General features: G+C 73.5%; 22 protein-coding genes. 15 read left to right on the top strand and 7 right to left on the bottom strand.

Annotated features, from left to right (window positions below):
- The first annotated feature begins 8 nt into the window (after positions 1–8).
- The 3 genes from ORI94_RS02070 to ORI94_RS02080 all read left to right on the top strand — a co-directional run bounded on the left by ORI94_RS02070 (position 9) and on the right by ORI94_RS02080 (position 3,144).
- Positions 9–614 (top strand): type 1 glutamine amidotransferase family protein, encoded by a 606-nt coding sequence (locus tag ORI94_RS02070; RefSeq protein ID WP_266071924.1) that lies wholly within the window; start codon positions 9–11, stop codon positions 612–614.
- Positions 611–1,102, top strand: a complete 492-nt coding sequence (locus ORI94_RS02075) for a MarR family winged helix-turn-helix transcriptional regulator (protein ID WP_266071925.1) — start codon at positions 611–613, stop codon at positions 1,100–1,102. Before ORI94_RS02070 ends, ORI94_RS02075 begins: the two co-directional genes overlap by 4 nt.
- Positions 1,103–1,179: 77 nt before the next feature.
- Positions 1,180–3,144 carry a serine/threonine-protein kinase gene (locus tag ORI94_RS02080; protein ID WP_416237755.1) on the top strand — a complete coding sequence of 655 codons (1,965 nt, stop codon included), beginning with the start codon at positions 1,180–1,182 and terminating at the stop codon, positions 3,142–3,144.
- 190 nt (positions 3,145–3,334) lie between these two features.
- On the opposite strand, the gene ORI94_RS02085 is transcribed toward ORI94_RS02080, so the two are convergent.
- A complete protein-coding gene (locus ORI94_RS02085; RefSeq protein WP_266071927.1) occupies positions 3,335–4,087 on the bottom strand; it encodes an SLATT domain-containing protein in 753 nt (250 codons plus the stop codon).
- 379 nt (positions 4,088–4,466) lie between these two features.
- Between ORI94_RS02085 and ORI94_RS02090 the strand changes: the two genes are divergently transcribed.
- The 7 genes from ORI94_RS02090 (at position 4,467) to ORI94_RS02120 (ending at position 12,102) form a co-directional block, all read left to right on the top strand.
- Positions 4,467–4,808, top strand: a complete 342-nt coding sequence (locus ORI94_RS02090) for a YbaB/EbfC family nucleoid-associated protein (protein ID WP_266071928.1) — start codon at positions 4,467–4,469, stop codon at positions 4,806–4,808.
- 58 nt (positions 4,809–4,866) lie between these two features.
- Positions 4,867–5,466, top strand: a complete 600-nt coding sequence (recR, locus tag ORI94_RS02095; RefSeq protein ID WP_042163566.1) for a recombination mediator RecR — start codon at positions 4,867–4,869, stop codon at positions 5,464–5,466.
- A complete protein-coding gene (locus ORI94_RS02100; RefSeq protein WP_266071929.1) occupies positions 5,459–6,118 on the top strand; it encodes a DUF5063 domain-containing protein in 660 nt (219 codons plus the stop codon). Before recR ends, ORI94_RS02100 begins: the two co-directional genes overlap by 8 nt.
- A 1,088-nt stretch (positions 6,119–7,206) precedes the next feature.
- Entirely contained in the window at positions 7,207–8,484 is a 1,278-nt protein-coding gene (locus ORI94_RS02105) for an aspartate kinase (protein ID WP_266071930.1), read from the top strand.
- Complete coding sequence (locus ORI94_RS02110) at positions 8,484–9,560, top strand: aspartate-semialdehyde dehydrogenase (protein WP_266071931.1); 1,077 nt, start codon at positions 8,484–8,486, stop codon at positions 9,558–9,560. Before ORI94_RS02105 ends, ORI94_RS02110 begins: the two co-directional genes overlap by 1 nt.
- Positions 9,561–9,958: 398 nt before the next feature.
- Positions 9,959–10,633 carry a SigE family RNA polymerase sigma factor gene (locus ORI94_RS02115; protein WP_266071932.1) on the top strand — a complete coding sequence of 225 codons (675 nt, stop codon included), beginning with the start codon at positions 9,959–9,961 and terminating at the stop codon, positions 10,631–10,633.
- Positions 10,630–12,102 carry a hypothetical protein gene (locus tag ORI94_RS02120; protein WP_266071933.1) on the top strand — a complete coding sequence of 491 codons (1,473 nt, stop codon included), beginning with the start codon at positions 10,630–10,632 and terminating at the stop codon, positions 12,100–12,102. Before ORI94_RS02115 ends, ORI94_RS02120 begins: the two co-directional genes overlap by 4 nt.
- A gap of 30 nt (positions 12,103–12,132) precedes the next feature.
- Here the strand turns inward: ORI94_RS02120 and ORI94_RS02125 are convergent, their stop codons facing one another.
- Positions 12,133–12,975, bottom strand: a complete 843-nt coding sequence (locus tag ORI94_RS02125) for an SURF1 family protein (protein ID WP_266071934.1) — start codon at positions 12,973–12,975, stop codon at positions 12,133–12,135.
- A gap of 154 nt (positions 12,976–13,129) precedes the next feature.
- Here ORI94_RS02125 and ORI94_RS02130 point away from each other — a divergent pair, with 154 nt between their 5' ends.
- Positions 13,130–15,022 (top strand): prolyl oligopeptidase family serine peptidase, encoded by a 1,893-nt coding sequence (locus tag ORI94_RS02130; RefSeq protein WP_266071935.1) that lies wholly within the window; start codon positions 13,130–13,132, stop codon positions 15,020–15,022.
- Positions 15,023–15,077: 55 nt separating this feature from the next.
- Here ORI94_RS02130 and ORI94_RS02135 read toward each other — a convergent pair whose 3' ends face one another.
- Positions 15,078–17,066 (bottom strand): potassium channel family protein, encoded by a 1,989-nt coding sequence (locus tag ORI94_RS02135; RefSeq protein WP_266071979.1) that lies wholly within the window; start codon positions 17,064–17,066, stop codon positions 15,078–15,080.
- 218 nt (positions 17,067–17,284) lie between these two features.
- Here ORI94_RS02135 and ORI94_RS02140 point away from each other — a divergent pair, with 218 nt between their 5' ends.
- Together ORI94_RS02140 and ORI94_RS02145 are read left to right on the top strand one after the other, a co-directional pair.
- A complete protein-coding gene (locus tag ORI94_RS02140) occupies positions 17,285–18,319 on the top strand; it encodes a permease (protein ID WP_416237751.1) in 1,035 nt (344 codons plus the stop codon).
- A 35-nt stretch (positions 18,320–18,354) separates the two neighbouring features.
- Positions 18,355–19,092, top strand: coding sequence for a TIGR03943 family putative permease subunit (locus ORI94_RS02145; protein WP_266071980.1), 738 nt, complete (start codon positions 18,355–18,357; stop codon positions 19,090–19,092).
- Positions 19,093–19,119: 27 nt separating this feature from the next.
- Here ORI94_RS02145 and ORI94_RS02150 read toward each other — a convergent pair whose 3' ends face one another.
- Positions 19,120–19,413 carry a twin-arginine translocase TatA/TatE family subunit gene (locus ORI94_RS02150; RefSeq protein ID WP_266071937.1) on the bottom strand — a complete coding sequence of 98 codons (294 nt, stop codon included), beginning with the start codon at positions 19,411–19,413 and terminating at the stop codon, positions 19,120–19,122.
- A gap of 142 nt (positions 19,414–19,555) precedes the next feature.
- On the opposite strand from ORI94_RS02150, the gene ORI94_RS02155 reads away from it, so the two are divergent.
- Complete coding sequence (locus ORI94_RS02155) at positions 19,556–19,945, top strand: BlaI/MecI/CopY family transcriptional regulator (protein ID WP_266071938.1); 390 nt, start codon at positions 19,556–19,558, stop codon at positions 19,943–19,945.
- 6 nt (positions 19,946–19,951) lie between these two features.
- A complete protein-coding gene (locus ORI94_RS02160) occupies positions 19,952–20,887 on the top strand; it encodes a M56 family metallopeptidase (RefSeq protein WP_266071939.1) in 936 nt (311 codons plus the stop codon).
- Positions 20,888–20,956: 69 nt separating this feature from the next.
- On the opposite strand, the gene ORI94_RS02165 is transcribed toward ORI94_RS02160, so the two are convergent.
- The 3 genes from ORI94_RS02165 to ORI94_RS02175 all read right to left on the bottom strand — a co-directional run bounded on the left by ORI94_RS02165 (position 20,957) and on the right by ORI94_RS02175 (position 24,206).
- The gene (locus tag ORI94_RS02165) at positions 20,957–21,850 is read right to left on the bottom strand and encodes a sporulation protein (RefSeq protein WP_323056017.1); all 894 of its coding nucleotides are present in this window, start codon (positions 21,848–21,850) and stop codon (positions 20,957–20,959) included.
- Positions 21,851–22,047: 197 nt separating this feature from the next.
- Positions 22,048–22,350 (bottom strand): zinc-ribbon domain-containing protein, encoded by a 303-nt coding sequence (locus ORI94_RS02170; RefSeq protein ID WP_266071940.1) that lies wholly within the window; start codon positions 22,348–22,350, stop codon positions 22,048–22,050.
- Between the two features lie 293 nt (positions 22,351–22,643).
- The gene (locus ORI94_RS02175; RefSeq protein ID WP_266071941.1) at positions 22,644–24,206 is read right to left on the bottom strand and encodes a hypothetical protein; all 1,563 of its coding nucleotides are present in this window, start codon (positions 24,204–24,206) and stop codon (positions 22,644–22,646) included.
- Positions 24,207–24,382: the final 176 nt, after the last annotated feature.

A 24,382-nucleotide genomic window follows, 5' to 3' on the forward strand; every position in this document is an offset into this window, starting at 1 on the left:
GAGCGGTCATGACCCGTAAGCCCGTCCATCTCGCCGTCTACGACACCTTCGCCGACTGGGAGACCGGTCACGCCACCGCGCACCTCGCCCTCGCCGGGTACGAGGTCCGTACCGTCGCCCCCGCCGGAGCACCCGTCACCAGCGTCGGCGGGCTGCGCGTGCTGCCCGACCTCGCGCTCGACGCGCTGCGGCCCGAGGACAGCTCGCTGCTGATCCTCACCGGCGCCGGCCGCTGGGACGAGGGCGACGACCTCGCCCCCTTCGCCCGCAGGGCCCGCGCGTTCCTCGACGCCGGTGTTCCCGTCGCCGCCATCTGCGGGGCCACGGCCGGACTCGCCCGCGAGGGCCTGCTCGACGACCGGGCGCACACCGGCGCCGCCTCCTCGTACCTGGCCGCGACCGGCTACGCCGGCAAAGAGCGGTACGTCGAGGCCGACGCGGTCACCGACGGCGGACTCGTCACCGCCGGTCCCACCGAACCCGTCGCCTTCGCCCGCGAGATCTTCCGGCTGCTCGGCGCCTACGAAGCACCGGCGATCGACGCCTGGTACCGGCTCTTCCACGACTCCGACCCCCAGGCGTACGCCGAGCTCGAGGAGGCTCTGGGCCGGTGAGCAGGGAACAGCAGGATCTGCTCAGCCGCAGCGCGCTCGGCGCCTTCCGGCTGAACGGCGAGTTCCTCGCGGTCGCCGAGGAACTCGCCCGGCCCGCCGGACTGACCGCCGCCTGGTGGCAGGTGCTCGGCGCGGCCCTCCGCGAACCCCTGCCGGTCTCCGGCATCGCCCGCGTCATGGGCATCACCCGGCAGAGCGTGCAGCGCATCGCCGACCTGCTGGTCGATCGCGGTCTCGCCGAGTACCGGCCCAACCCGGCGCACCGCCGGGCCAAGCTCCTCGCCCCCACCGAGCGGGGGCGCGCGGCCGTCGCGGGGATCGGCCCCGGCCACGCGGCCTTCGCGAAACGGCTCGCGGAGGCGTTCGGCGAGGCCGAACTCGCACAGGCGGTCCAGACGATGGAACGCCTGTGCGCCGTGCTCGACGACCTCGGCCCGCCCGTACCGCCCGCAGTGTCACCCGCTGCGCCGCCTGTTACGGAACCGTAGACAACGCCCAGCTCACCCCGGGCCCTGTCCGGTTTATCCTCATGCTGTTGCTCACGGCGGGGGAAGGCGGCAGAGCGATGGAGAAGCACGGGCCGGGGGACGCGGCGGGGAATCCGGCAGGGGGCCGGGGTGCCCGGCACCCGGGCAGGATCGGCGCGTACCGGCTGCTCGCGCGGCTCGGCGCCGGCGGCATGGGAGAGGTCTACCTCGCCCGTTCCGACCGGGGACGCACCGTCGCCGTCAAACTGGTGCGCGAGGAGCTGGCCCGGCAGGAGGAGTTCCGGGCACGCTTCCGCCAGGAGGTGCAGAACGCCCGGCAGGTCGGCGGCGACTGGACCGCGCCGGTGCTGGACGCGGACACCGAGGCCCCGGTGCCCTGGGTCGCCACCGGCTACGTCGCCGGGCCCAGCCTCCAGCAGGTCGTCGGGCACGACCACGGGGCGCTGCCCGAGCGTTCGGTACGCGTTCTCGCCGCCGGTCTCGCACACGCGCTGAAGGACATCCACGCCGCCGGCATCGTGCACCGCGACCTCAAACCGTCCAACGTGCTCGTCACCATCGACGGGCCGCGCGTCATCGACTTCGGGATCGCGCGGGCCCTGGAGACCGTGACCGACGGCGGTCTCACCCGGACCGGGGCGCTGGTCGGCTCGCCCGGGTTCATGGCACCGGAGCAGGTGCGCGGCGACCGCATCACCCCCGCCTGCGACGTCTTCTGCCTCGGCTCGGTGCTCGCCTACGCCGCCACCGGCGAGCTGCCCTTCGGTACCGCCCACAGCGGGGTGCACGCCCTGATGTTCCGCATCGCCGAGGAGGAACCCGATCTCGGCCGGGTCCCCGAGGGCCTCGCCGACCTCGTGCAGGACTGCCTCGGGAAGGACCCCGCCCGGCGGCCCACCCTCGACCAGATCCTGCTGCGCACCGGCGCCGGGGACACCGTCGGCGACGGCCGCTTCCGCGAGCCCTGGCTGCCGGGCGTCCTGGTCGCCCAGCTCGGCCGGCACGCCGTACGGCTCCTGGACGCGGAGGATCCCCAGGCGCCGCCGCCCGGGCCGGACGGCCCGGCCCCCGCCGCCACCCCCGACCACGCCCCCGCCGCCGACGGCTCCGCCCCGCCCGCCCCGGGAGCGCCCCGTGACGGTGCGGTGGTCGACCACCTGCCCACCCCGGTCGCCGGCCCGAACGGCCCCGCCGCGCCCCCGGGCCCGACCCCGGACGCCCCCGCGGCCGGGCAGCCCCCCGCCGCGTACGGCCACCCCCAGCAGTACCCCCAGCCGTACGCCCGGCAGCAGGCCCAGCCGCACCCTCAGCCCTCCGGCTCCCCCTACAACGGCTACGGGGCCGCCGGCGCCACCCCTGCCTACGGCCCGCCGCCCTTCGGCACGGCCCCGCCGCCGTACGGCCCGGCGAGGCCCCCGCGCGACAACCGCTCCACCGCGCTGCTCGTCGTGATCGCGCTGGTCGTCGCGCTCGCCGCGGGTGGCACGGTGTACACGCTGATGAGCGGCGGAGCCGGCGGCACCGCCGGCGGCAGCCCTTCGGGCACGCCGGGCGAGGGCACGTCCCAGGGCACCGACGGCAGCGACCCGTCGCCCGACGGGAAGTCCTCGACCGGGACGGACACAGCCGGCGGTACCACCGGGACGGACCGGCCGGCCCCCTCGCCGGCCGCCGACGGGACGGTCCCGGCCGGATACCTCGGCACCTGGTCGACGACCATCGACAACGCGAGCGGGCTGCACACCCGCACACTGACCATCCAGCAGGGCGAGGCCGGTGACACGGTCATGTCCCTCGTCGCCGAGGGCCCCACCGGGAACGGCACCTACCACTGCGTGTTCGAGGGCGCCCTCTCCGGAGCCCCGGGGCCCGGAGAGCCGCTGGAGATCGGCCCGACCACCGTGACGGCCGGCCGGCCGCGCAGCGCCTGCACGCCGGGCGCCGCCACCGACATCACCCTCCTGCCCGACGGCACCCTCCGGCGCGTGAACACCGGCAACGGCGACCAGCTCACCTACACGCGGGTGGACACGGGGCACTGACCCACGGGACCGGCACGCCCCTCCGTGCCACGCCGGCCGCACACCCGGGCCCCGCCGTTGACCGTGCGGAGGCGGGGGAGCGTCCGCTGCCGTGCGGAGGAGGGGGAGCGTCCGCTGCCGCGCGCCGTCGGGGAGCCCTCTCGGCAGCGACGCGCGGGCGGCCGGACCCACCGCCGGCCCGCGCCGTGCCTCACCTCGGCTCCGGCGGCCGCTGGCGGGGCATGTTCGGGCGGGCGGCCCCGGGCGCGGTCGCGAAGCGGCCGTGGGACTGTCCGGGCGACTCGGGGCGGCCCGTGCCCGCCGGCGCCCCCTGGGCGGCGGGCGGCACGCTCGCGCCCGTACGGACGTCCATCATCCAGTCCGCCGTCTCGGCCCGCACCAGCTCGTCCACGTCCTCGGAGAACCGCCGCAGCACCGACAGGCACCGCTCGGCCGCCTCGCTCGCGGTGCCCTCGGCCGGGCCCAGCATCTCGCGGACGCACTCCGACGCCCAGTCGAACTGGAACGCCTGGAGCCGCCGCTGCACGGCCTGCGCGGTCGCCACGTCCCGCATCCAGCCGGAGGTCACTCCGAAGAACCGGTCCGCGGCCACGCAGGCCGCCGCGAGCAGCAGCGCCATGTATCCCCAGGGGGCGGCTCCGCCGGTCGCTCCGGTCAGGTCCAGCAGCGGCAGCGCCGCCCCGGCGGCCGCCCCCGCCGCGGCCCCCGTACGCAGCGCCCGCGCGCACCGACGCTTGCGGACCCGGACCGTGAGGTACCAGGCGGCGGTGTCCAGCGCCCCGCGCTCCACCCACCGGTACAGCTCGTCCAGCCGGGGCGCGGGTTCGCCCCAGTCCCCGAGCGGGAACACCCGCCCGGCCAGATCGCCCGGCCGCAGCCCGGCCGCCCCCTTGCCGAGCCCGTCCTGCGGACGGTCCTCGGGCTGCCTCTCCGGCTGAACCACCCGGTACTCCCTACTGACCTTGGAGCCTGACCCCGAACCCGAACTCGACCCTGCCCCGACCCCTGCTGGACTTCCACGGGACCCCTGCGGACCCCTGCGCGACGCCTGCCCGGCGCCGGGCGCCGGACACCGGCGCGGACGGCCGACGCGGACATCGACGTGGACGTGGGCACGGACGTGCCGGCCCCCTTCCTACCGCCCAACGGGTGGCCGTGCCGGGGGTTCGGGCGCCGCTTCCGCCCGAAAGGGGGCTGTGATCAGGTATAGGGCGCGAGGGTGACTCACTCGAAAGAGTGCTGGGGCGACGGCCGCCCGGACCACGTAGGCTCGTGCCGAACGGGAAAATCCCGTACGGACGGACCGACCAAGGAGCTGAATCGTGATCCCCGGTGGTGGCCAGCCCAACATGCAGCAGCTGCTCCAGCAGGCCCAGAAGATGCAGCAGGACCTGGCCCAGGCGCAGGAGGAACTCGCGCACATGGAGGTCGACGGCCAGGCGGGCGGCGGTCTGGTGACGGCCACCGTCACCGGCTCCGGCGAGCTCCGCGCCCTGAGGATCGACCCGAAGGCGGTGGACCCCGAGGACACCGAGACCCTCGCGGACCTCGTCGTCGCGGCCGTCCAGGCGGCCAACGAGAACGCGCAGACCCTCCAGCAGCAGAAGCTCGGCCCGCTGGCCCAGGGACTGGGCGGCGGCGGCATCCCCGGTCTGCCCTTCTAAGACGGCCCGCGGGCCTCTACGGTACGTACTGAGGAAACACAGGAAGGACGGCAGTCCGTTGTACGAAGGCGTGGTGCAGGACCTCATCGACGAACTCGGGCGGCTGCCCGGCGTCGGTCCCAAGAGCGCCCAGCGGATCGCCTTCCACGTCCTGCAGGCGGAGCCGACGGACGTACGGCGGCTCGCCCACGCCCTGATGGAGGTCAAGGCGAAGGTCCGCTTCTGCGCGACCTGCGGCAACGTGGCGCAGGAGGAGCTGTGCGCCATCTGCCGTGACGCCCGCCGCGACATCGCCGTCATCTGTGTCGTGGAGGAGCCCAAGGACGTCGTCGCCATCGAGCGCACGCGCGAGTTCCGGGGCCGTTACCACGTCCTGGGCGGCGCGATCAGCCCGATCGACGGGGTGGGCCCCGACGACCTGCGTATTCGGGAACTGCTGGCCAGGCTGGCCGACGGCGCGGTCACCGAGCTGATCCTGGCCACGGACCCGAATCTGGAGGGCGAGGCCACGGCCACGTACCTCGCCCGCATGATCAAGCCCATGGGCCTGAAGGTCACCCGCCTGGCCAGTGGCCTCCCGGTGGGCGGAGACCTGGAATACGCGGACGAGGTCACCCTCGGCCGCGCCTTCGAGGGGAGACGACTCCTAGATGTCTGACGCCACGCTGCACGCTACCGACCGGGACCCGGACGACTTCTCGGTCCAGATCGCGGATCAGATCGAGAGTTTCCTGGTCGCCGTCACGGAGGTCGCCAAGGGCGACGAGCCGGACTCGGCGGTCCCCTTCCTCCTGCTGGAGGTCTCCCAGCTCCTGCTGGCCGGCGGCCGGCTGGGCGCGCACGAGGACATCCTCCCCGACGAGCGCTACGAGCCCGACCCGGGCCCGGAGGCCGACGTGGACGCGCTCCGCGAGAACCTCGCCCGTCTCCTGGAGCCGGTCGACGTCTACTCCGAGGTCTTCGACCCCTACGAGCCCCGCAAGGCGCCCGTCCCGGCCCGGATCTCCGACGACCTCACCGACGTCGTCTCCGACCTCCGCCACGGCATGGTCCACTACCGCGCCGGCCGCACCACGGAGGCGCTGTGGTGGTGGCAGTTCTCCTACTTCTCCAACTGGGGCTCCACCGCGTCCGCGACCCTGCGCGCACTCCAGTCGGTGGTGGCCCACGTCCGCCTCAACCAGCCCCTGGCCGCCCTGGACGGCCTCGACACCGACCAGGACATGGGCGACGACGCCCTGGAGATCGAGGCGGGCAGAGTCATGGCCGAGGAGATCGGCGTCCCGCTGGGCCTGCGCCCGGTGCTGTAACAGGGCCGGCAGTTCACCTCCCCCCTCGACCCCAGTGGCACGCAGGGCGTCGAGGATCCGTGCGTGGTCCCCGGCCCGCTCCGGATGCCTCTCCGCTCCGCGCTCGCGCGCGTTGGCCAGTGGCCCCGACGTCGGCTCGGCACCGCGGCCGGGCAACTGGAGCACCACGCCCGCCTGCCCGAACGAGGCTGCCCCTTCGAGGGGCGGCCTGCCCTTGAAGTCCCGGTCCTCGATGTCCGCCCCGCGGTCCAGCGACAGCTCCACGACGTCCGTGTGCCCCTGGGACGCCGAGAGCACCAGGGGCACGTAGGGGATCCGGGCTGCCTGGGCCCGGAACGAGACCCCCGCGCCGCCTCGGCCACGATCGGCCCGGCATCCTCCCCGGTCTCCCCGCCCTCCACGCCCGCGACTCCACGGCGACCTCCGCCGGCCCCGGGCTCCGCGTCTCCGCCTGGTCGGCGTTCGTCGCCGCAGTTCAGCCCGGAGCTTGAGCCCCGGGCTCCGGGACCCGGGCTCCGGGACCCGGGCTCTTCCCATGGTTCTTCTGGGTTTCTCCGGTGTGGTGGGAATACCCGACCAACCAAGTCTGCAGCTCAGTCGAGGCGCCATACCTCGAACGGGTGACGTTCCGTGATCGGCTTGCGGCGGAACGTGGAGGCGCTCCGGGTTCGCGGCGAGCGAGCAAACAGATCGGCCCCGGTACGTGCTTGCGACACCGAACGGGGCCTGACCTGCGGATCGAAGAACTCGGAGTTCGACCGCGGCTTACGCCCACCCTGGTCCCGCCCTGCCTCCCGCGTCCCACCCCATGGCCGAAACGGGGTACGGAAAACGCCCTGCCGTGAGCCGTGAGCCGGGACTCGTGAGCCGCGAGCCGTGAAGGCGTGAACGGGGGAGTATGTGACGCGGGGCACTTTTCCGAGTGGCCCGCGCCGCCCTGGGCATGAGCCCCCCTGCGCGGGTGCCCGGAAGTCTCACGATGCGATATCGCGGAGGCGATTTTCGGGCGCTCGATAGAATGAGCCGACCACACTGTGCACACATGTGCGCAAAACGTGGGACAACGACGGAATGAGCGAGGAGCGCACGTGGGCCTTGTCGTGCAGAAGTACGGAGGCTCCTCCGTAGCCGATGCCGAGGGCATCAAGCGCGTCGCCAAGAGGGTCGTGGAAGCCAAGCAGAACGGCCACCAGGTGGTCGTCGTGGTTTCCGCGATGGGCGACACGACGGACGAGCTGATCGATCTCGCCGAGCAGGTATCCCCGATCCCTGCCGGGCGCGAACTCGACATGCTGCTGACCGCGGGAGAGCGGATCTCCATGGCGCTGCTGGCCATGGCGATCAAAAACCTGGGCCACAACGCCCAGAGCTTCACCGGCAGCCAGGCGGGTGTCATCACCGACTCGGTCCACAACAAGGCCCGCATCATCGACGTCACGCCCGGTCGGATCCAGGCCTCGGTGGACGACGGCAACATCGCCATCGTGGCCGGTTTCCAGGGGGTCAGCCAGCAGGGCAAGAACATCACCACGCTCGGCCGCGGCGGCTCCGACACCACCGCGGTGGCCCTGGCGGCCGCCCTCGGCGCCGAGGTGTGCGAGATCTACACCGACGTCGACGGCGTGTTCACCGCCGACCCGCGTGTGGTGAAGAAGGCCCGGAAGATCGACTGGATCTCGACCGAGGACATGCTCGAGCTGGCGGCCTCCGGGTCCAAGGTGCTGCTCCACCGCTGTGTGGAGTACGCCCGCCGGTACAACATCCCGATCCACGTCCGCTCGTCCTTCAGTGGGCTGCGGGGCACGTGGGTCAGCAGTGAGCCGATTCAGCGAGGGGACAAGAAGGTGGAGCAGGCGCTCATCTCCGGTGTCGCGCACGACACCTCCGAGGCCAAGATCACGGTCGTCGGTGTGCCGGACAAGCCGGGCGAGGCGGCCTCGATCTTCCGCGCGATCGCCGACGCCGAGATCAACATCGACATGGTCGTGCAGAACGTGTCCGCGGCCTCCACCGGCCTCACGGACATCTCGTTCACGCTGCCGAAGACCGACGGCCGCAGGGCCATCGACGCCCTGGAGAAGAACAAGGGCGTCATCGGCTTCGACTCCCTGCGCTACGACGACCAGATCGGCAAGATCTCCCTGGTCGGCGCCGGCATGAAGACCCACCCCGGAGTCACCGCGGACTTCTTCACGGCGCTGTCCGACGCGGGCGTGAACATCGAGCTGATCTCGACCTCCGAGATCCGCATCTCGGTCGTCACCCGCAAGGACGAGGTGGACGAGGCCGTCCGCGCCGTGCACACCGCCTTCGGGCTGGACTCCGACAGCGACGAGGCCGTCGTCTACGGGGGTACCGGCCGCTGATGACGCGGTCCGGGCGACCGGCGCTCGCGGTCGTGGGAGCGACCGGAGCCGTCGGCACGGTGCTGCTCCAGATCCTGTCCCAGCGGGCGGACGTCTGGGGCGAGATCAGACTGATCGCCTCGCCGCGCTCGGTCGGCCGCAAGCTGGCCGTGCGCGGCGAGGAGACCGAGGTCGTGGCGCTCACCGAGGAGGCCTTCGACGGGATCGACGTCGCGCTGTTCGACGTCCCCGACGAGGTCGCCGCGCGGTGGGCGCCCGTCGCCGTCGCGCGGGGCGCGGTGGTGGTCGACAACTCCGGCGCCTTCCGCATGGACCCCGAGGTGCCCCTCGTCGTCCCCGAGGTCAACCCGCACACCGTGCGGATGCGTCCGCGCGGGATCGTCGCCAACCCGAACTGCACCACCCTGTCGATGATCGTCGCCGTGGGTGCGCTGCACGCCGAGTTCGGGCTGCGCGAGCTGGTCGTCTCCTCCTACCAGGCGGTCAGCGGCGCCGGTCACGCCGGTGTGCGGACCCTGCGGGACCAGCTCTCCCTGGTCGCGGGCACGGAGCTGGGGACGAGCCCCGGTGACGTACGCCGGGTCGTGGGGGACGACACCGGGCCGTTCGCGGATCCGGTCGCGCTGAACGTCGTGCCGTGGGCCGGGTCGCTGCGTGAGGACGGCTGGTCCTCCGAGGAGATGAAGGTCCGCGACGAGTCCCGCAAGATCCTCGGCCTGCCCCGCCTCCCGGTCGCCGTGACCTGCGTCCGCGTGCCGGTGATCACCACGCACTCGCTCACCGTGCACGCCCGGTTCGAGCACGAGGTCACCGTCGACGCGGCCCGCGAGATCCTCGCCACCGCGCCCGGCGTCGTGCTGTACGACAATCCCGCCGCGGGCGAGTTCCCCACGCCCGCCGACGTCGTCGGCACCGACCCGACCTGGGTGGGGCGGGTCCGCCGGGCCCTGGACGACCCGACGGCGCTCGAACTCTTCGTCTGCGGCGACAACCTCCGCAAGGGCGCCGCCCTCAACACCGCGCAGATCGCCGAGCTGGTGGCGGTGCCGGACCGGCCCCGGACGCACGCACCGTAAATGATGCTTGGTCACGGCATTTGCTTTGTAGGATCTGTGCAAGTGATGTGGACCGGTCATGATGCCCTGATCTCTTGATCCTGACCGGCAGGCAGTCAAGGATTTGCCTTCCGCCCCACGCAACCGCGTGCCGGGCGGAAAACGTCTTTGCGGGCACCCCCTTTTTTTCGGGCGCGCCGGGGGCGAGGTGGTCTTTTCCGGGCGTGGGGACGTCCGGAACCGGGCGTGGGGACGTCCGTTCATATGAGGCATAGGGGAAGAGCGGGACGCATGAGGGCATTCGGTGTGCTGTCGGTGGTGCTGCCCGGCGTGGACGGGGGACAGCGGATTCCGGGCGCCGCAACAAACGTGACGTCCGGCCCGTACAACCCTCATGGGGGGACGTGTGTCCAACTGGCGTGGCTGAGGTACTCGACTTCGCAACGCCGCGCGGCCCGGCTCTGCGCCCGCCCCGCCAGGCACTCCGACCCCGTAGGGCCGGTGCGTCCGGTGGCATTCCGGTGATCGCGCCGATGCCCGCAGCGCGGCCCGCCCGCATACCCAGTCAGCGTGACGGCGGTGCCGACGACGTAGTGGCGGCCGGCACGACCGTCGACCACCTCACCGAGACCTACCGCGCGCACTACCGCTCGCTGCTGGGCCTCGCCGCGCTCCTCCTCGACGACACCGCCTCCTGTGAGGACGTCGTCCAGGAGGCGTTCATCCGCGTCCATTCCGCCCGCAAGCGCGTCCGGGACCCGGAGAAGACCCTGGCGTATCTGCGCCAGACGGTCGTCAACCTCTCCCGTTCCGCGCTGCGCCGCCGCATCCTCGGCCTGAAGCTGCTCTCCAAGCCCATGCCCGACATGGCGAGTGCGGAGGAGGGCGCGTACGACCTGCTGGAACGCGACTCCCTCATCAAGGCGATGAAGGGGCTCCAGCGCCGTCAGCGCGAGGTACTGGTGCTGCGCTACTTCGCCGACATGACCGAGGCTCAGGTCGCGGCGACGCTCGGCATCTCGCTGGGTTCGGTGAAGGCGTACGGCTCGCGCGGGATCGCGGCGCTGAGGGTGGCCATGGAGGCACCGGTATGAGCGGCGGGAAGGACGCCCGCGGCGAGGACGTGCGGGGCGAGGAGCGCGAGCCGCAGGGGCCCGGGGCGGAGGAGAGCACGTCCGAGCCCGCCCCCGGGGGCGGGCAGCGCGAGCCCGAGGGCGACGAGCGGGAACCCGAGGAACGGGAACCCCGTGAAGAGGGGCCCCGTGAAGAGGAGACCGGAGGCCGGGAGGCCGACGTGCGTACGGCCGGGGAGCGCGGGCCCGGGGAAGGCTCGGCCGGGGAGCCTGCGTCCGAGGTGCCCGCGTCCGAGGACGCGTCCCCGTCCGACGGCCCGGGTCCGTCCGGCGGGAGCGGCCTGCGCGTGCTGCGCGGGCTGGTGTCGCCGTCCGGGCAGCAGTCGAAGCAATCGCACCCTGGGAACGGAACTGTGAACGACGCCAACGCCGGCCCGGACGGACCGGGCCCCGACCGGCTCGGTCCGGACGAGCTGGAGCTGCGCAGCCTGCTGCACAGCTCGGTGCGCGTGGTGGAGCCGAGCGAGGGCTCGCTGGACTACCTGCGGCGCGCGGTCCCGGCCCGCCGGGCGCGCAAGCGGCAGATCCTCGTCGGTGCGGCGGCCGCAGCCCTCTTCGTCGGCACGGCCGTACCGGCTCTCGTGCACCTCACCGACTCCACCGGCCCCGACGCCAACCCGTCCGCCGTGGGGCATGCCTCGCAGGCACCGGGCGGTACCGGCGAGGGCGAGGGCCCCGGCGGGGGCGAGACCACCGCGGGCGGCACCTCGGACCGGGTCGAGGGGGACCGCAAGGACGACGCGAAGGACGAGGAGAAGGCCACCGGCACCGGGGCGGGCACGGGCGTGACGGAGGGGGCCGCCCCCTCGGCGAGCGCCACCGCGGGGTCACCCGTCTGTACGGGCGCGCAGCTCGGCCCGGCCGTCGCGAGCAGCGGCGCCCCCGACTCCACCGGCGCGGTCTACGGCTCCTTCCGGGTGGCCAACGTGTCCACCGCCGGCTGTACGGTCGGCGGTCCGGGAAGCCTGGGTGTGACGCCGCTGGGCGCGGCCGACGCCGCCGAGGTGGCCCCGGTCCGGCACACGGCGGGGGACGCGGCGGCGGGCCTGCCGGACCCGTCCCTGGAGGCCGGGCGACTGGTGCTCGAGCCGGGTGAGGCGTACGACGTGAAGTTCGCCTGGGTGCCCTCCGAGCCCTGCCCCACCAACGGCGGGGGCGGCGACAACGGCGGCAGCGGCGGCAGCGGCGGCAGCGTGGACCCCTCGCCCGACCCCAGCCCGTCCGAGAACCCGACGGCCGCCGACGGCACGTCCACGGGCGGTGACACGGGGGCCGAGACCCAGCTCCTCACGGAGGACGGCACGACCGGCGGCAGCGTGACGGTGACGTACACCCCGGAGGGCGGAGCGGGCACGGCGACCGCCACGGTGCCCAACGCCTGCGCGGGGACCGTCTACTGGACGGGACTGCTGCCGACCACGGCGGGCTGACGGCGACGGCGGGCCGACGAGGCCGGCCCGTCACACCCCTGACGGGCTCGGCTGCTCCCGGTCCCGCTTCCGGTCCTCGTCCTGGCCCTGCTTCCGGTCCTGTGCGGGCCGCTCGTCCGGGACCAGGCCCAGTTCCGTGTCCCGGGCCAGTTCCGCCTCGCGGCGCACCAGACGGAACCACATGAAGATCACGAAGCCCGCGAAGGCGAACCACTCGGCGGTGTAACCGAGGTTCTGGAAGGCCTTGAGGTCCAGGCCGGTACCGCCGGGTGCGACCGCGGGCACCGGGCGCATCCCCGAGTCGCCCTCGTTGAGGGTGATCCACGCGTCGTACACGTCGTGGGGCACCAGGTTCACCAGGGACGCCGAGCTGATCGCGCCGGTCTGTCCCTCGGGCAGGCCGCTGAGGGCGCCCACGCCGTTGCTGCCGGGTGTCTCGGACGCCTGGAGCGCCCCGGTGACGGTGACCTCGCCGTCCGGCGGCGCGGGCGCGCCGGCCGGGTCCGGGTCGCCGGGCAGCCAGCCCCGTACGACGGGCAGAACCTTGCCGGTGCCGGTGTGCAGCAGCGTCAGGACGTAGTGGCCGGGCTCGCCGTCGAGGTCGCGGTCGGGCACGAGGAGCTGTTCCCCGTAGCGGCCGCCCGCGGTGGCCTGCTTGCCCGAGGTCACCTTGGTCACCGGCAGCAACGTGTCCAGCTGCCGGGCCTCCTCCTGCCGGCTGGAGGCGACCTGTTCCTCGGCGCCGCGGTGGTTCTCGACGCGGTCCTCGAACCGGCCCAGCTGCCACGACCCCATGAAGACGCAGAAGGGGATGGCGAGCAGCACGAAGACGTTGATCCCCCACCATCGGGGCGTCAGCAGAAACCGGTACACGCCCCCACCGTACGGTGCCGCGCCCGGGAAGCGGCCCGCGGGGCCGCCTCGACGGCCCGTGGCCCCGCCGGTTGTCCACAGGCTGGGGATTCCGGTTGTCCACAGGTCGGGACCTCGGCGGCGCGAACCCCACCGGGGCGGGCAGTATGGGGTCATGACTGAGAGCAACGGGTCCGGCGCACCGGCGCGGCGGACGGACCGGACCGAGCGAGTACATCAGGGCGAGCGGATGCCCGACTGGGAGAAGCGCTTCCGGGCGCCGCGGGTGTCCCTGCCCGACTGGGCGGAGGACGCCCCCGACCGTTCCCTGTTCGTGTCGAACGCGACGGGGACGTACGAGCTGTATGCCTGGGACCGGTCGACCGGCGGGCAGCGCCAGGTGACGGACCGGCCCAACGGCACCACGGACGGCGTGCTCTCGCCGGACGGCGAGTGGATCTGGTGGTTCGACGACAAGGACGGCGACGAGTTCGGCGTCTGGCGCCGCCAGCCGTTCGCGGGCGGTCCGGACGAGCTCGCCGCCCCGGGGCTCGACGCCTCGTACCCGGCCGGTCTCGCTCTCGGCCGGGACGGGAGCACGGCCGTGGTGGGCCGTTCCACGGACGAGGACGGTACGACGATCCACCTGGTGCGGGCGGGTGACGCGGCTGCGGCGCCGGTGGAGATCTACCGGCACCGTGAGTCGGCGGGCGTCGGGGACCTCTCGCACGACGGTTCGCTGATCGCCGTCGAGCACACCGAGCACGGCGACGCGATGCACTCCGCGCTGCGCGTGCTGCGCCCCGACGGCACCACGGTCGCCGAACTGGACGACACCAGGGGCGGTACCGAGGAGCTGGGCCTGGAGGTGCTGGGCTTCGCCCCCGTCGCCGGTGACACGCGTCTGCTCATCGGCCATCAGCGGCGCGGCCGCTGGGAGCCCCTGGTGTGGGACGTGGCGACGGGCGAGGAGACGGACCTCTCCCTGGAGCTGCCGGGCGACGTGAGCGCCGAGTGGTTCCCGGACGGTACGGGTCTGCTCATCGCGCACAGCTTCGAGGCCCGCAGCGAGCTGTTCCGCTACGACCTGGCGGGCCCGGAGCTGGTGGAGATCGACACCCCGCCCGGCACCGTCTCGGGTGCGACGGCCCGGCCGGACGGCAGCGTGGAGTACCTGTGGTCGTCGTCGGCCCAGCCGTCGGCGGTGCGCTCCACGAGCGGCGGGGTCGTCCTGGATCCGCCGGGGATGCGCTCGCCCGGCTCGGTGCCGGTTCAGGACGTCTGGGTGGAGGGTCCCGGCGGCCGGATCCACGCCCTGGTCCAGAAGCCCGAGGGCGCGACCGGCCCGCTGCCCACCGTCTTCGACATCCACGGCGGCCCCACCTGGCACGACAGCGACTCCTTCGCCGCCGGCCCCGCCGCCTGGGTCGACCACGGGTACGCGGTGGTGCGCGTGAACTACCGGGGCTCCACGGGGTACGGCCGTGCCTGGACCGACGCGCTCAAGCACCGGGTCGGACTGATCGAGCTGGAGGACATCGCCGCGGTCCGGGAGTGGGCGATCGGCTCGGGCCTCGCGGACCCGGACCGCCTGATCCTCACCGGCGGCTCCTGGGGCGGCTACCTCACCCTGCTCGGCCTGGGCGTCCAGCCCGACGCGTGGACGCTGGGCATCGCGGTGGTCCCGGTCGCCGACTACGTCACGGCGTACCACGACGAGATGGAGGCGCTGAAGGCGATGGACCGCACGCTGCTCGGGGGCACGCCCGAGGAGGTGCCCGAGCGGTTCGAGGCGTCCTCCCCGATCACCTACGTCGACCGGGTGAAGGCGCCGGTCTACATCTCGGCCGGGGTGAACGACCCGCGCTGCCCGATCCGGCAGATCGAGAACTACGTCCACCGCCTCCGGTCCCGCGAGGCCCCCCACGAGGTCTACCGCTACGACGCGGGACACGGCTCCCTGGTGGTCGACGAGCGGATCAAGCAGGTTCGCATGGAACTGGACTTCGCCGAAAGGTACTTGGGATCGGCGACAGGGACGGCGACGGCGGAGGGGGAGGGGGGCTGAGGGATTCCGGCGCCGGTGTTTCCCGGGCCCCGGCCGCCCGGGGAGCATTGGCAGGTCACCTTCCCGACCGTTCCCTCCCCCTGCGTCCGAGCAGTTCCGCCAGCCCCCGCCGGGTGGCGCCCAGCACCACCCGGTCCTCGTTCCGCAGGACGTACGTGTCGGGCAGGTCCCACACCAGCCCCGAGGGCCCCGACGGCCCCGGCGGCTCACCGGCCGCCGCGGTGCCGCCGGCCGTGGCCCCGGTCCCGGCTCCGGGACCGACGGCGTTCCCGGAGCCGTGGCCGGTGCCGTTCCCGCCCGCGCCCGGCGCCGACCGGGTCGCCGCCGTGTCCAGGGCCAGCACCCGCCACGCCCCGGCCCGGAACGCCTCGCCGACCGTCTTCCCCTCCAGTTGCGGATGCCCGCCCACGGTCAGCGCCGCGAACAGCAGCACCCGCCGCTCGACCGGGATGGCCCCCAGGATCTGCCGGCCCATCATCGCCCCGGCGAAGGCGGGCGCGGCCAGGTGGGAGACGCTGCGGCTGCGGGTCACCGCGTCGGGGTGCGCGGCCCGCAGCGTGCGGTACACGGCCGTCGCGAACTCGTCGTCGTACAGCCGCAGGACGGCCCGCAGGTCGGAGCGTACGGCCCGCGCGTACAGCACGGCCTCCAGGTTGGTGGTGTCGGCGCTGGTGAGCGCGAGGAACGCGTCGGCCCGGTGGATCTTCGCGGCCTCCAGTACGCCCTCCTGCGTGACGTCCCCGAGCACCACCGGTACGCCCAGCCGCCGTGCCGTGGCCATCCCCCGGGCCTCCGGGTCGGCCTCGACGCACACCACGGGGATGTGCAGTTCGCGCAGCCGGGTCAGCACCCGCGTACCGATCTTGCCGAGCCCGAGCAGCACCACGTGCCGGCTCAGCCCGCGCGGCGGCTTGCGCAGCGCCGACACGATGCGGAAGGTGCCCAGGGCCTCCAGGACGGCCGCCAGCATCACCGGCAGCAGCAGCAACCCGACCAGCCCGGTGAGCAGTTGCAGTATCTGCCGCCCCATGGACTGGTTGTGCGCGGGCTCGTTGATCGCGAAGAGGTCGAGCAGGGTGACGTAGACGGCGTGCAGCGGGTGGTCGTTTGTGACCAGGGCCAGCACGACCGCCAGGACCACCACGGCCGTCGCGAGCCCCGCCAGCGACCACCGCAGCCGCTGCGAGAACAGCGAGGCGAACGGCGGCACCCCGGCCCGTACGGCGGGCAGGGGCGGCCCGGAGTACGACACCTGCTCCAGCACCATCGTGCCGCGTCCGGTCGCCGCCGCGACGGCCGCCGCGTCGGGCAGCATCTGCGGACCCTGGTCGCCGCTGTCCTCCGAACCGTCCGAGCCGGCCGGGTCGTTGCTCGTCGCGGACAGCAGCGCCAGCGTGCACAGGCCGGGATCGGCGACCTCGCCGGGCCGCGGGGGCCGGCGTTCCACCGCGCGCAGCATCAGCCCGTCGGTGTCGACGATCTTGCTGGTGCCGACGAGCGCGGTGGCGACCAGGGCGGGGGCGGCCGTGTCGGCGTCGGACAGCACGGTGGTGGAGGCGTCGCCCCTGTGGTGTCCACGCCCCTGCGCGTCGCCGCCGGACAACTCCGCGGCCTGGTCGAGCAGGTCCTCGATGTGCCGGCCCAGGCGCCGGTTGTAGAGGCGCAGGACGAGGCGGATCCTGGGGTTGATCCTGCGGGCGTTGAGGGCGGCGCGGATGTTGGTCTCGTCGTCGTCGTACACCAGGGCCAGCGCGGCGGCCCGTGCGACGCCCACTTCGGCGAGTACGGCGTCGGTGGGTTCGGCGGCCTCGATCAGCCGTTCGTCGGACGGGTCGTCGAGGCCGTCGCCCGCGCCGGCGCGGTTGACGGTGGCGTTCACGAACCGGTCGAGCAGCGCGGCGGACGCGGCGCGGGCCCGGCCCACCACCGGTTCCCGTACCCGGAGCCCGGAGGGCGGCACGACGAGGGTGACCTGTTCGCCGTACACGCCCCGGAGTTCGGCGGCGAGCCGGTGCGCGAGTCCGTCGTCACCGCACACCAGCATGTGCGCGGGGGGAACGCCCGGCGGGATCTGATTCGGAAGGCTCACCACGGGAGGAAAGACTGCCGTATACACGCAGGCGGTTCCAGGGGGTGCACGACGGCCGGTGCCGAACGGTGCTGAACGGGCCCGCCCTCCGCTCCGTATCGATGGGAGGGGGAACGCGCGCCCCCGCCCCGCCGACGTCCCCGCTCCCGCGCCAGTCCGGAGGTGACCGGCCCGTGGCCATGACCGAGCCGGCTCCCCGCAGGGGGGCCGACGGCGACACGGGGCCCGGTGGTGGCGGTGGCGGGGCGGCCGGGGAGTCCCGGCACCTCGACCCGTCTCTCCTCCTCGTCCTGTTCCTGCTCTCCGCCGTGATGTTCCAGGACCCGGTCCGCCGCGCCCTGGGCGCCCCGGTGATGCAGAGCTGGACGACGGTGTTCGTGGCGGTGATGATCCAGGCGCTGCCCTTCCTGGTGCTCGGTGTCCTGCTGTCCGCGGCGATCGCGGTCTTCGTCCCGCCGTCCTTCTTCGCCCGCGCCCTGCCGAGGCGTCCGTCCCTGGCGGTTCCGGTCGCGGGCGCGGCGGGCGCGGTGCTCCCCGGCTGCGAGTGCGCGTCGGTCCCGGTGGCGGGGGCGCTGGTGCGCAGGGGAGTGGCCCCGGCGGCGGCGCTGGCGTTCCTGCTGTCCGCGCCCGCGATCAACCCGATCGTGCTGACGGCGACGGCGGTCGCCTTCCCGGACGATCCCCTGATGGTCCTCGCCCGGTTCGTGGCGAGCCTGCTGGTGGCCTGCCTGATGGGCTGGCTGTGGCAGCGCCACGGCCGCGCCGACTGGCTGCGCCCGCCGTCCCGTTCGTCCCACGAGGGGCAGAGCCGGGGCGCGGCGTTCTGGGGGTCGGTCCGGCACGACGTGATGCACGCCGGCGGCTTCCTGGTGGTCGGTGCGATGGCCGCGGCGACGCTGAAGGCGGTCGTCCCGGCCGCCTGGCTGCAACGGGCGGCCGACCACCCCGTGCTGTCGGTACTGGTCCTGGCCGCGCTGGCCGTCCTGCTGTCGATCTGCTCGGAGGCGGACGCGTTCGTCGCCGCGTCCCTGACCCAGTTCTCGCTGACGGCCCGGCTCACCTTCCTCGTGGTGGGCCCCATGGTCGACCTCAAGCTCTTCGCCATGCAGGTCGGCACGTTCGGCCGCGGCTTCGCCCTGCGCTTCGCCCCGGCGACCCTCGTCCTGGCGGTCGGGGTCTCGGTCCTGACGGGAGCGGTGCTGCTGTGAACCGGTTGCGTCGCCACCCGAACCCGAACCCGGACCTGAACCGGCAGGCACAGGCGGCCCTGCTGTTCCTCCTGGGCGCGACCGTGCTGCACGCCGGGCTGACCGACCTCCACCTGCGCTATGTGAAGGCGGGCCTGCGCCCGCTGCTCCTGCTGTGCGGTGCCGTGCTCGTCGTGACGGCGGTGGCGACGGTCTGGTACGAGTGGCGCGGGTCTCGCGGGTCTCGTACGAGGCGCGACGGCGACTTCGACGATCGGCGGGGGCATCGCGAGCCCCGTGTCTCCTGGCTCCTCGCCCTTCCCGTCCTCGCCCTGATCCTGGTGGCCCCGCCGGCCCTCGGCTCGTACAGCGCCACCCACACGGGTACGGCCCTGCAGAAACCGTTCGGCTTCCCGGAACTCCCCGCCGGGGGCGCGCTGCGCCTGGGGGTGGGGGAGTACGCGGCCCGCGCGGTCTACGACGACGGCCGCGGCCTGGGCGACCGGCCCATCGAGATCACCGGTTTCGTCGCACTGGACCCGTCCGGTGCTCCCCAGCTGGTCCGGATGTCCCTCAACTGCTGTGCCGCGGACGGTCAGCCGGTGAAGATCGCCCTGACCGGCGAGGTCCCCCCGGTCCTGCAGCCGGACGCCTGGCTGGAGGTCAGCGGCACCTACAGCCCGCGCCGGACGAAGGACCCGGTCAACGACGGACCCGTCCCCTACTTCGAGGTCACGTCCGCGAAGCCGGTCCCCACCCCGAGGGACCCGTACGACGACGTCTGGAACGGCTGAGCGGGCTCGCCGCCGTCACCGCTACCGCTACCGCTGCTGGGTGGGGCTGCCGTCGGCGGCCGTGTCCCGGGCGACGGTCTCGCCTGCGACGACGGTCTCGCCCGGGATGACACGAGGCGCGTCCGGCTGCTGGGAGGGCTGGGGCTGCTGGGCCCGGGCCCGCCGCTCGTCCTCCTGCGCCTCCGCCTTGGCCGCACGGGCCTCGGCCTTGAGGATGCGGGCGGACTTGCCGGCCGAGCGGGCCAGGTCGGGCAGTTTCTTCGCCGCGAGCACGGCTATGACGACGATGAGGATGATCGCGAGTTCGCTCAGTCCGAACATGTGGGGGGTCCGCCCGTCCTTCTCGTGAGCCGTTGCCGGATGCCGCCCGTAGAATCTACAGCAATGTAGAGAATTTGACGGTGTCCGTTCGTCTATACGATGACCGCCGGGGGACGGGAAGTCGACGGAAGGGAGACAGGCCGTGGTCGAACACAGTCGGCGTCACCGGCGGCGGGGTCAGGGCGAGTTGGAGGCGCTGGTGCTGTCGGCGCTGCGCGAGGCGGACGGCCCGGCGACGGCGGGCTGGGTGCAGGAGCGCCTGGGCGAGGACCTCGCCTATACGACGGTCGTCACGATCCTCACCAGGCTGCTCGCGAAGGGCGCGGTCACCCGTGAACGCGCGGGCCGCTCCTTCGCCTGGACCTCCGCCTCCGACCACGCCGGCCTCGCCGCCCACCGGATGCGCAGGGTGCTGGACGCCGAGAGCGACCGGGAGGCGGTCCTGGCCAGCTTCGTCACCGGACTCGGCCCCGACGACGAACGACTCCTGCGGGAACTGCTGGGTCAGCCCCGGAGCGACGGGGAAGACTGAGGCCTCATGGGGGTGTTCGTCTTCCTGCCGCTCGTCCTGCCGTTGACGGCGTGGCCGATCGCCCGGCTCGCCGCACAGCATCTGCACCCGCGGACCGCGACGCGGATGCTGACCTGGGTCGCCGCGGTGATGGCGGTGTGCAGCACGGTGTGCCTGTGCCTGGTGATGGTGGTCGGCACCGCCACCCTGCCCGGCAACCCGCTGCCGGACGGCTGGTCGGACCCGGAGGTGCGGGAGGCGGTCCCGTACGACGAGGTCGTGGGGAAGGCCGCCATCCCGGCCCTGTGCGTGGTGCTGCTGGCCTGCTCCCGGACCCTGTGGCGGCACGTCCGCACCCGCCGGCGCGCCCACCGCGCCCTGACCGGCCTGCCGGACACGGAGGTGGCGGTCCTGCCCGACGACACCCCGTACGCGTACGCCCTCCCGGGCACCGGACCGCGCCGCGACCGGGTCGTGGTCACCACCGCCCTCCTGGACCACCTGGCCCCCGCCGAACGCCGCGCCCTGTTCGCGCACGAGCGCGCCCACCTCACCGCCCGCCATCACCGGTTCCTGCTGGCCGTACGGCTGGCCGCGCACGCCAACCCGTTCCTGCGCCCCCTGCACACGGCGGTGTCGTACGCGGCGGAGCGCTGGGCGGACGAGGAGGCGGCCCGTACGGTCGGCGACCGCCGTACGGTCGCCACCGCCATCGGCAAGGCGGCCCTCGCCTCCCGGGCCGGCGGCCCGCCCCTGCTCGCGTTCGCGGCGCCGGGACCGGTCCCCCGCCGGGTGGCGGCGCTGCTCGCCCCGGCTCCGGCCACGGGGCCCTGGCCGGAGGTGTTCACCTCGGCGGGCCTGGCGGCCTGGGGAGCGGCCGCCGGTACGGCCGCGTCGGCGATGTCGTCCGCCAACGCGGCGGTGACCCTGTTCTGGATCCTGCGCACGGCGACGCCGCTGTAGGGCGAGCACGGCGGGTGGTGCGGGTGGTGCGAGCACGGCGGGTGGTGCGGGTGCGGCGGGGCCGGACCGTCAGCCGATACCCGGTCCGGAGTGCGGTCCCCCGTGCCCGTACGCGCTGTCGCTGCCGTACGCCTCCCGGTGCTCGACCAGTTCACGCACCCAGCCGTCGACCTCGGCGGCCCAGTCGCGGGCGTCGTCGTGGCCGACGGTGAACCGGCTGAGCGCGTCGTGCCCGGTGTCCTCGTCGCCGCCCGCGTTCCCGCCGCCCCGCTTGTCGGCCTCCAGGACGACCTCGATGCCGCCCGGGTGGGTGAGGAAGGTCAGCTCGATCTCCTCCACCCGGTCCGCGTACGACGGGGCCGGGGTGAGCCCGATCTCCTGGTGGAAGGGCAGCCGCTGCCCGGTGCCGCCGATGCGGCCGTGCTCGAGACCGGCGGACCGCAGCCCGTACCCGAGCCGCCGGAACGCGCCGATGATCGCCTCCTGGGCGGGCAGCGGACCGACACCGAGGGGATCGACCCCCAGCGGATCGACGCCCAGCGGGCCGGGGCCGAGCGGGCCGGGGCCTGCGACGGCGTCCGGTTCCGGCGGCCCGGCCACCGCCAGCTCGGTCCGCACGCCGAGGCGGACGCCCAGTTCCCGCCCGTCCAGCTCGGTGACCGGTGTCTCCCACGGCAGCGTCACCCCGAACGGCACGGTGCGTGCCTCACCCTCGTCCAGCCGGAACCCGCCCCCGACGGCGAAGCGCTCGAACGGCACGGCGACCCCGTTCCCGCCCCTTTCACCCCCCACCCGGGCCACGAGCTCAAGGGCCACCTGCTCGACGTCGAACGCGGTGTCGCCGCCCACCAGCCGCACCTGTCCGGCGAGCGTCCCACCGGGCCGGACGGGCCCCGGTTCCAGAACCGTGTCGACCGTGGGCCCGCCCGGACCCGGCGGACCGAGCAGCCGCTTGAACACCATCGAGGCATCCGCTCCTTACCTGCCACTTGACCTGTCGCGTGCGTACACCTGTCTGCACCTGCGCACAGGGAACAACCGCGTGGAGCATAGAGGGAGTGCCGGGTGACGTCCGTGGCGGCCGGGTGGGGCGCCCCGTGCACGGGCAGCGCGACCGAGGGGGGAGTCGGATGCCGGAGGAGGGTGCCCGCCCCGCGGTTCTACCGCTGGTACGGCTGCTGGTGCTGCTGGGGCGGCTGTCCGTACGGCCGGCCGCTGCCGGGGCCGCCCGCGTCCTGCGCCTGCAACTGCTCGGCCTGCTCGGCGGACACCTTCGACTCGGCGCCGCAGAAGGTGCACTGCGTCATGTACTTCGTCGAGACCGGGAACAGCGGCACGAAGAACAGCGTGAACTTCGTGACCCGCTTCCTGAGCGTGTGCGCGGAGGGATTCCCGCACTGGGTGCACACCAGCGTGAGTATCGCGAGCTGGTAGAGATATCCCTTGGTACCGAAAATGATCATGTGCTTGCCCCTTCCAGGCATGGCCGGCCGCTGCCTCTGAGAGTGCCACCACCCACGCCACGAAAACCACCGCACACCGGAACCACGACGCGGGAACCCTCGAGGTGGGTGGGGGGTGGGCGGTCGGCAATGTGGCAGGCCGGAAGACTGCCGCACCGCGCACAAGCGGGCGCGGGTGCCTGGCAGGTCGCCGAACTCGACGACGCCGGCACCCCCGTCCGCCTGGCAGCGGCGCCGGCGGACCTGAACCGGATCCTCCGGCACCTCGCACCGGGCGGCTCCCACCGTGGGCCTCACACCGTGAACTTCACGGCCTCCAGCCAGACGTCGTTGTCGAGGGTGCCGCCGAAGGCGTAGTCGGGGCGGGCCTTGCCGCACGTCCGCTGTCCCCAGTCGCTCTGGCGCAGGCGGACGGTGTGGCAGACCTGGCCGCTGCCGACGTTGATGGCGAAGCCCAGCATGTTCGGCGCGTTCTGCTTCGAGCTGCCGATGTAGATGTTCCTGCCGTCGCCGGTGATGGCCGTCCAGCTCGGCTGCCACTCGCCCCGGCCGTCGACCGGCTTCGACACCTGCCGGAACGCGTTGGCGGCCGAGCCGTCGACGCCGTGCACCGCGATGTTCAGGGCCTTGATCGGCTTGTTCTGGCCCGACGTCCCCGCGATGGTGCCGTCGCACACCGGCTTCTGCCAGCCCCGATCGGCGACGTACGCGCGGTAGCAGATGTGCCGCCCGGACGGGTCGCTCTCGGCGAGCCGTTTCACGGCGCTGGCGGCGGTGTCCTGCGGAGGCTTCGCCGTGACGGTGGTGGTGTCCTTCGGCGGCGTCGCGGTCACGGTGACGGTGACGCTCCCACCGCTCTTCGCCTTCGGGGTGTACGTCGGCTTCGGCCCGTTCTTCTCCTTCTCCTTCTCCTTGCCCTCCTCCCTCTCCTTGTCCTTCGGCTTGGCCGACGGCGAGGCGGACGTCGAACCGGGCGGGGGCGGGATCGGCCGCGGGGGCGTCCTCAGGCTCGGTGACGCCTCGGCCGAAGGGGAGGCGCTCGCACGGGCGGCGGCCTCTTCCCGGTTCCCGCCGCCGTCCGATCCGCCGCTGCCCAGAATCACCAGCGGTATGACGACCAGCGCGGCCACACCGAGTGCCACCGGCCCGACGACCAGCGGCCTGCTGAGCAGTCCGGGGCCCTCGAACTCGTCGTCCGACTGCCGGGAGGCGGTTCTGCGGGCGGGCTTCGGCGGCGGTGCGGGGCGGGCGGCCGACTCCGACCGGGATTCCGACCCGGAGCCCGAACCCCAGCCCAGGCCCGTACCCATGCCCGAACCGCCCCCGGACTCCGACTCCGGTCCCGCTTCCGGCCCCGGGCCACCGGACGGAGGCGGGGGCGGCGGCCCCTCGGGCTCGGGAAGCGCGTACGTCGCCTCGTCGAAGTCGTCGATGTCGTCGATGTCGCCGTGGGCGTCGTCGGCACCGGTGCCCGGAGCGACCGCGGTACCGGTGTCACCGACGGGCCCGTCGTCGGTCTTGTCGACGGCGTCCCCCTTCACGAGGGACGGTGCTGGTGCTGGTGCTGGTGCTGGTGCTGGTGCCGGTGCCTCCGGCTCCTGCTGCTGTTCCAGCAGCGAACTCGAGCCGTCGGGGGAGACCTCGACGAACGCCACGTACCCCGCGGCGGGGTCGGAGATCGCCGCCGTGACGGTGATGTCCCGGTCGCGTGCGTGTCCGTGCAGGGTGTCGAGGATCGCGGCGTCGACCGTCTCCCCCTCCGCCACCGGCACGGGCTCACCATTGATGGCGGCGGAACCGTCGCCGGAGATGACCACCGTGAAGTGCGGGGACGGCTCGGGCGGGTTACCGGACACGGCGTGTTCGCCTCCGGCGACCGGCTCGTCCGCCCTTTCTCCTGCACCCCGGCTCATAAGCGTTCCTCTCTGTCGTTCCCGGCCGCGTGGCACGGTCGGATCCGTATCGGCGTGACCCGCGTACCGCAACGGACGCCGGATGAAAAAGGTTCAACTCCCCAGTGGCAAGCGGGACA

Source organism: Streptomyces sp. NEAU-W12 (assembly GCF_026242095.1).
In the GTDB taxonomy this organism is placed as follows: domain Bacteria; phylum Actinomycetota; class Actinomycetes; order Streptomycetales; family Streptomycetaceae; genus Streptomyces.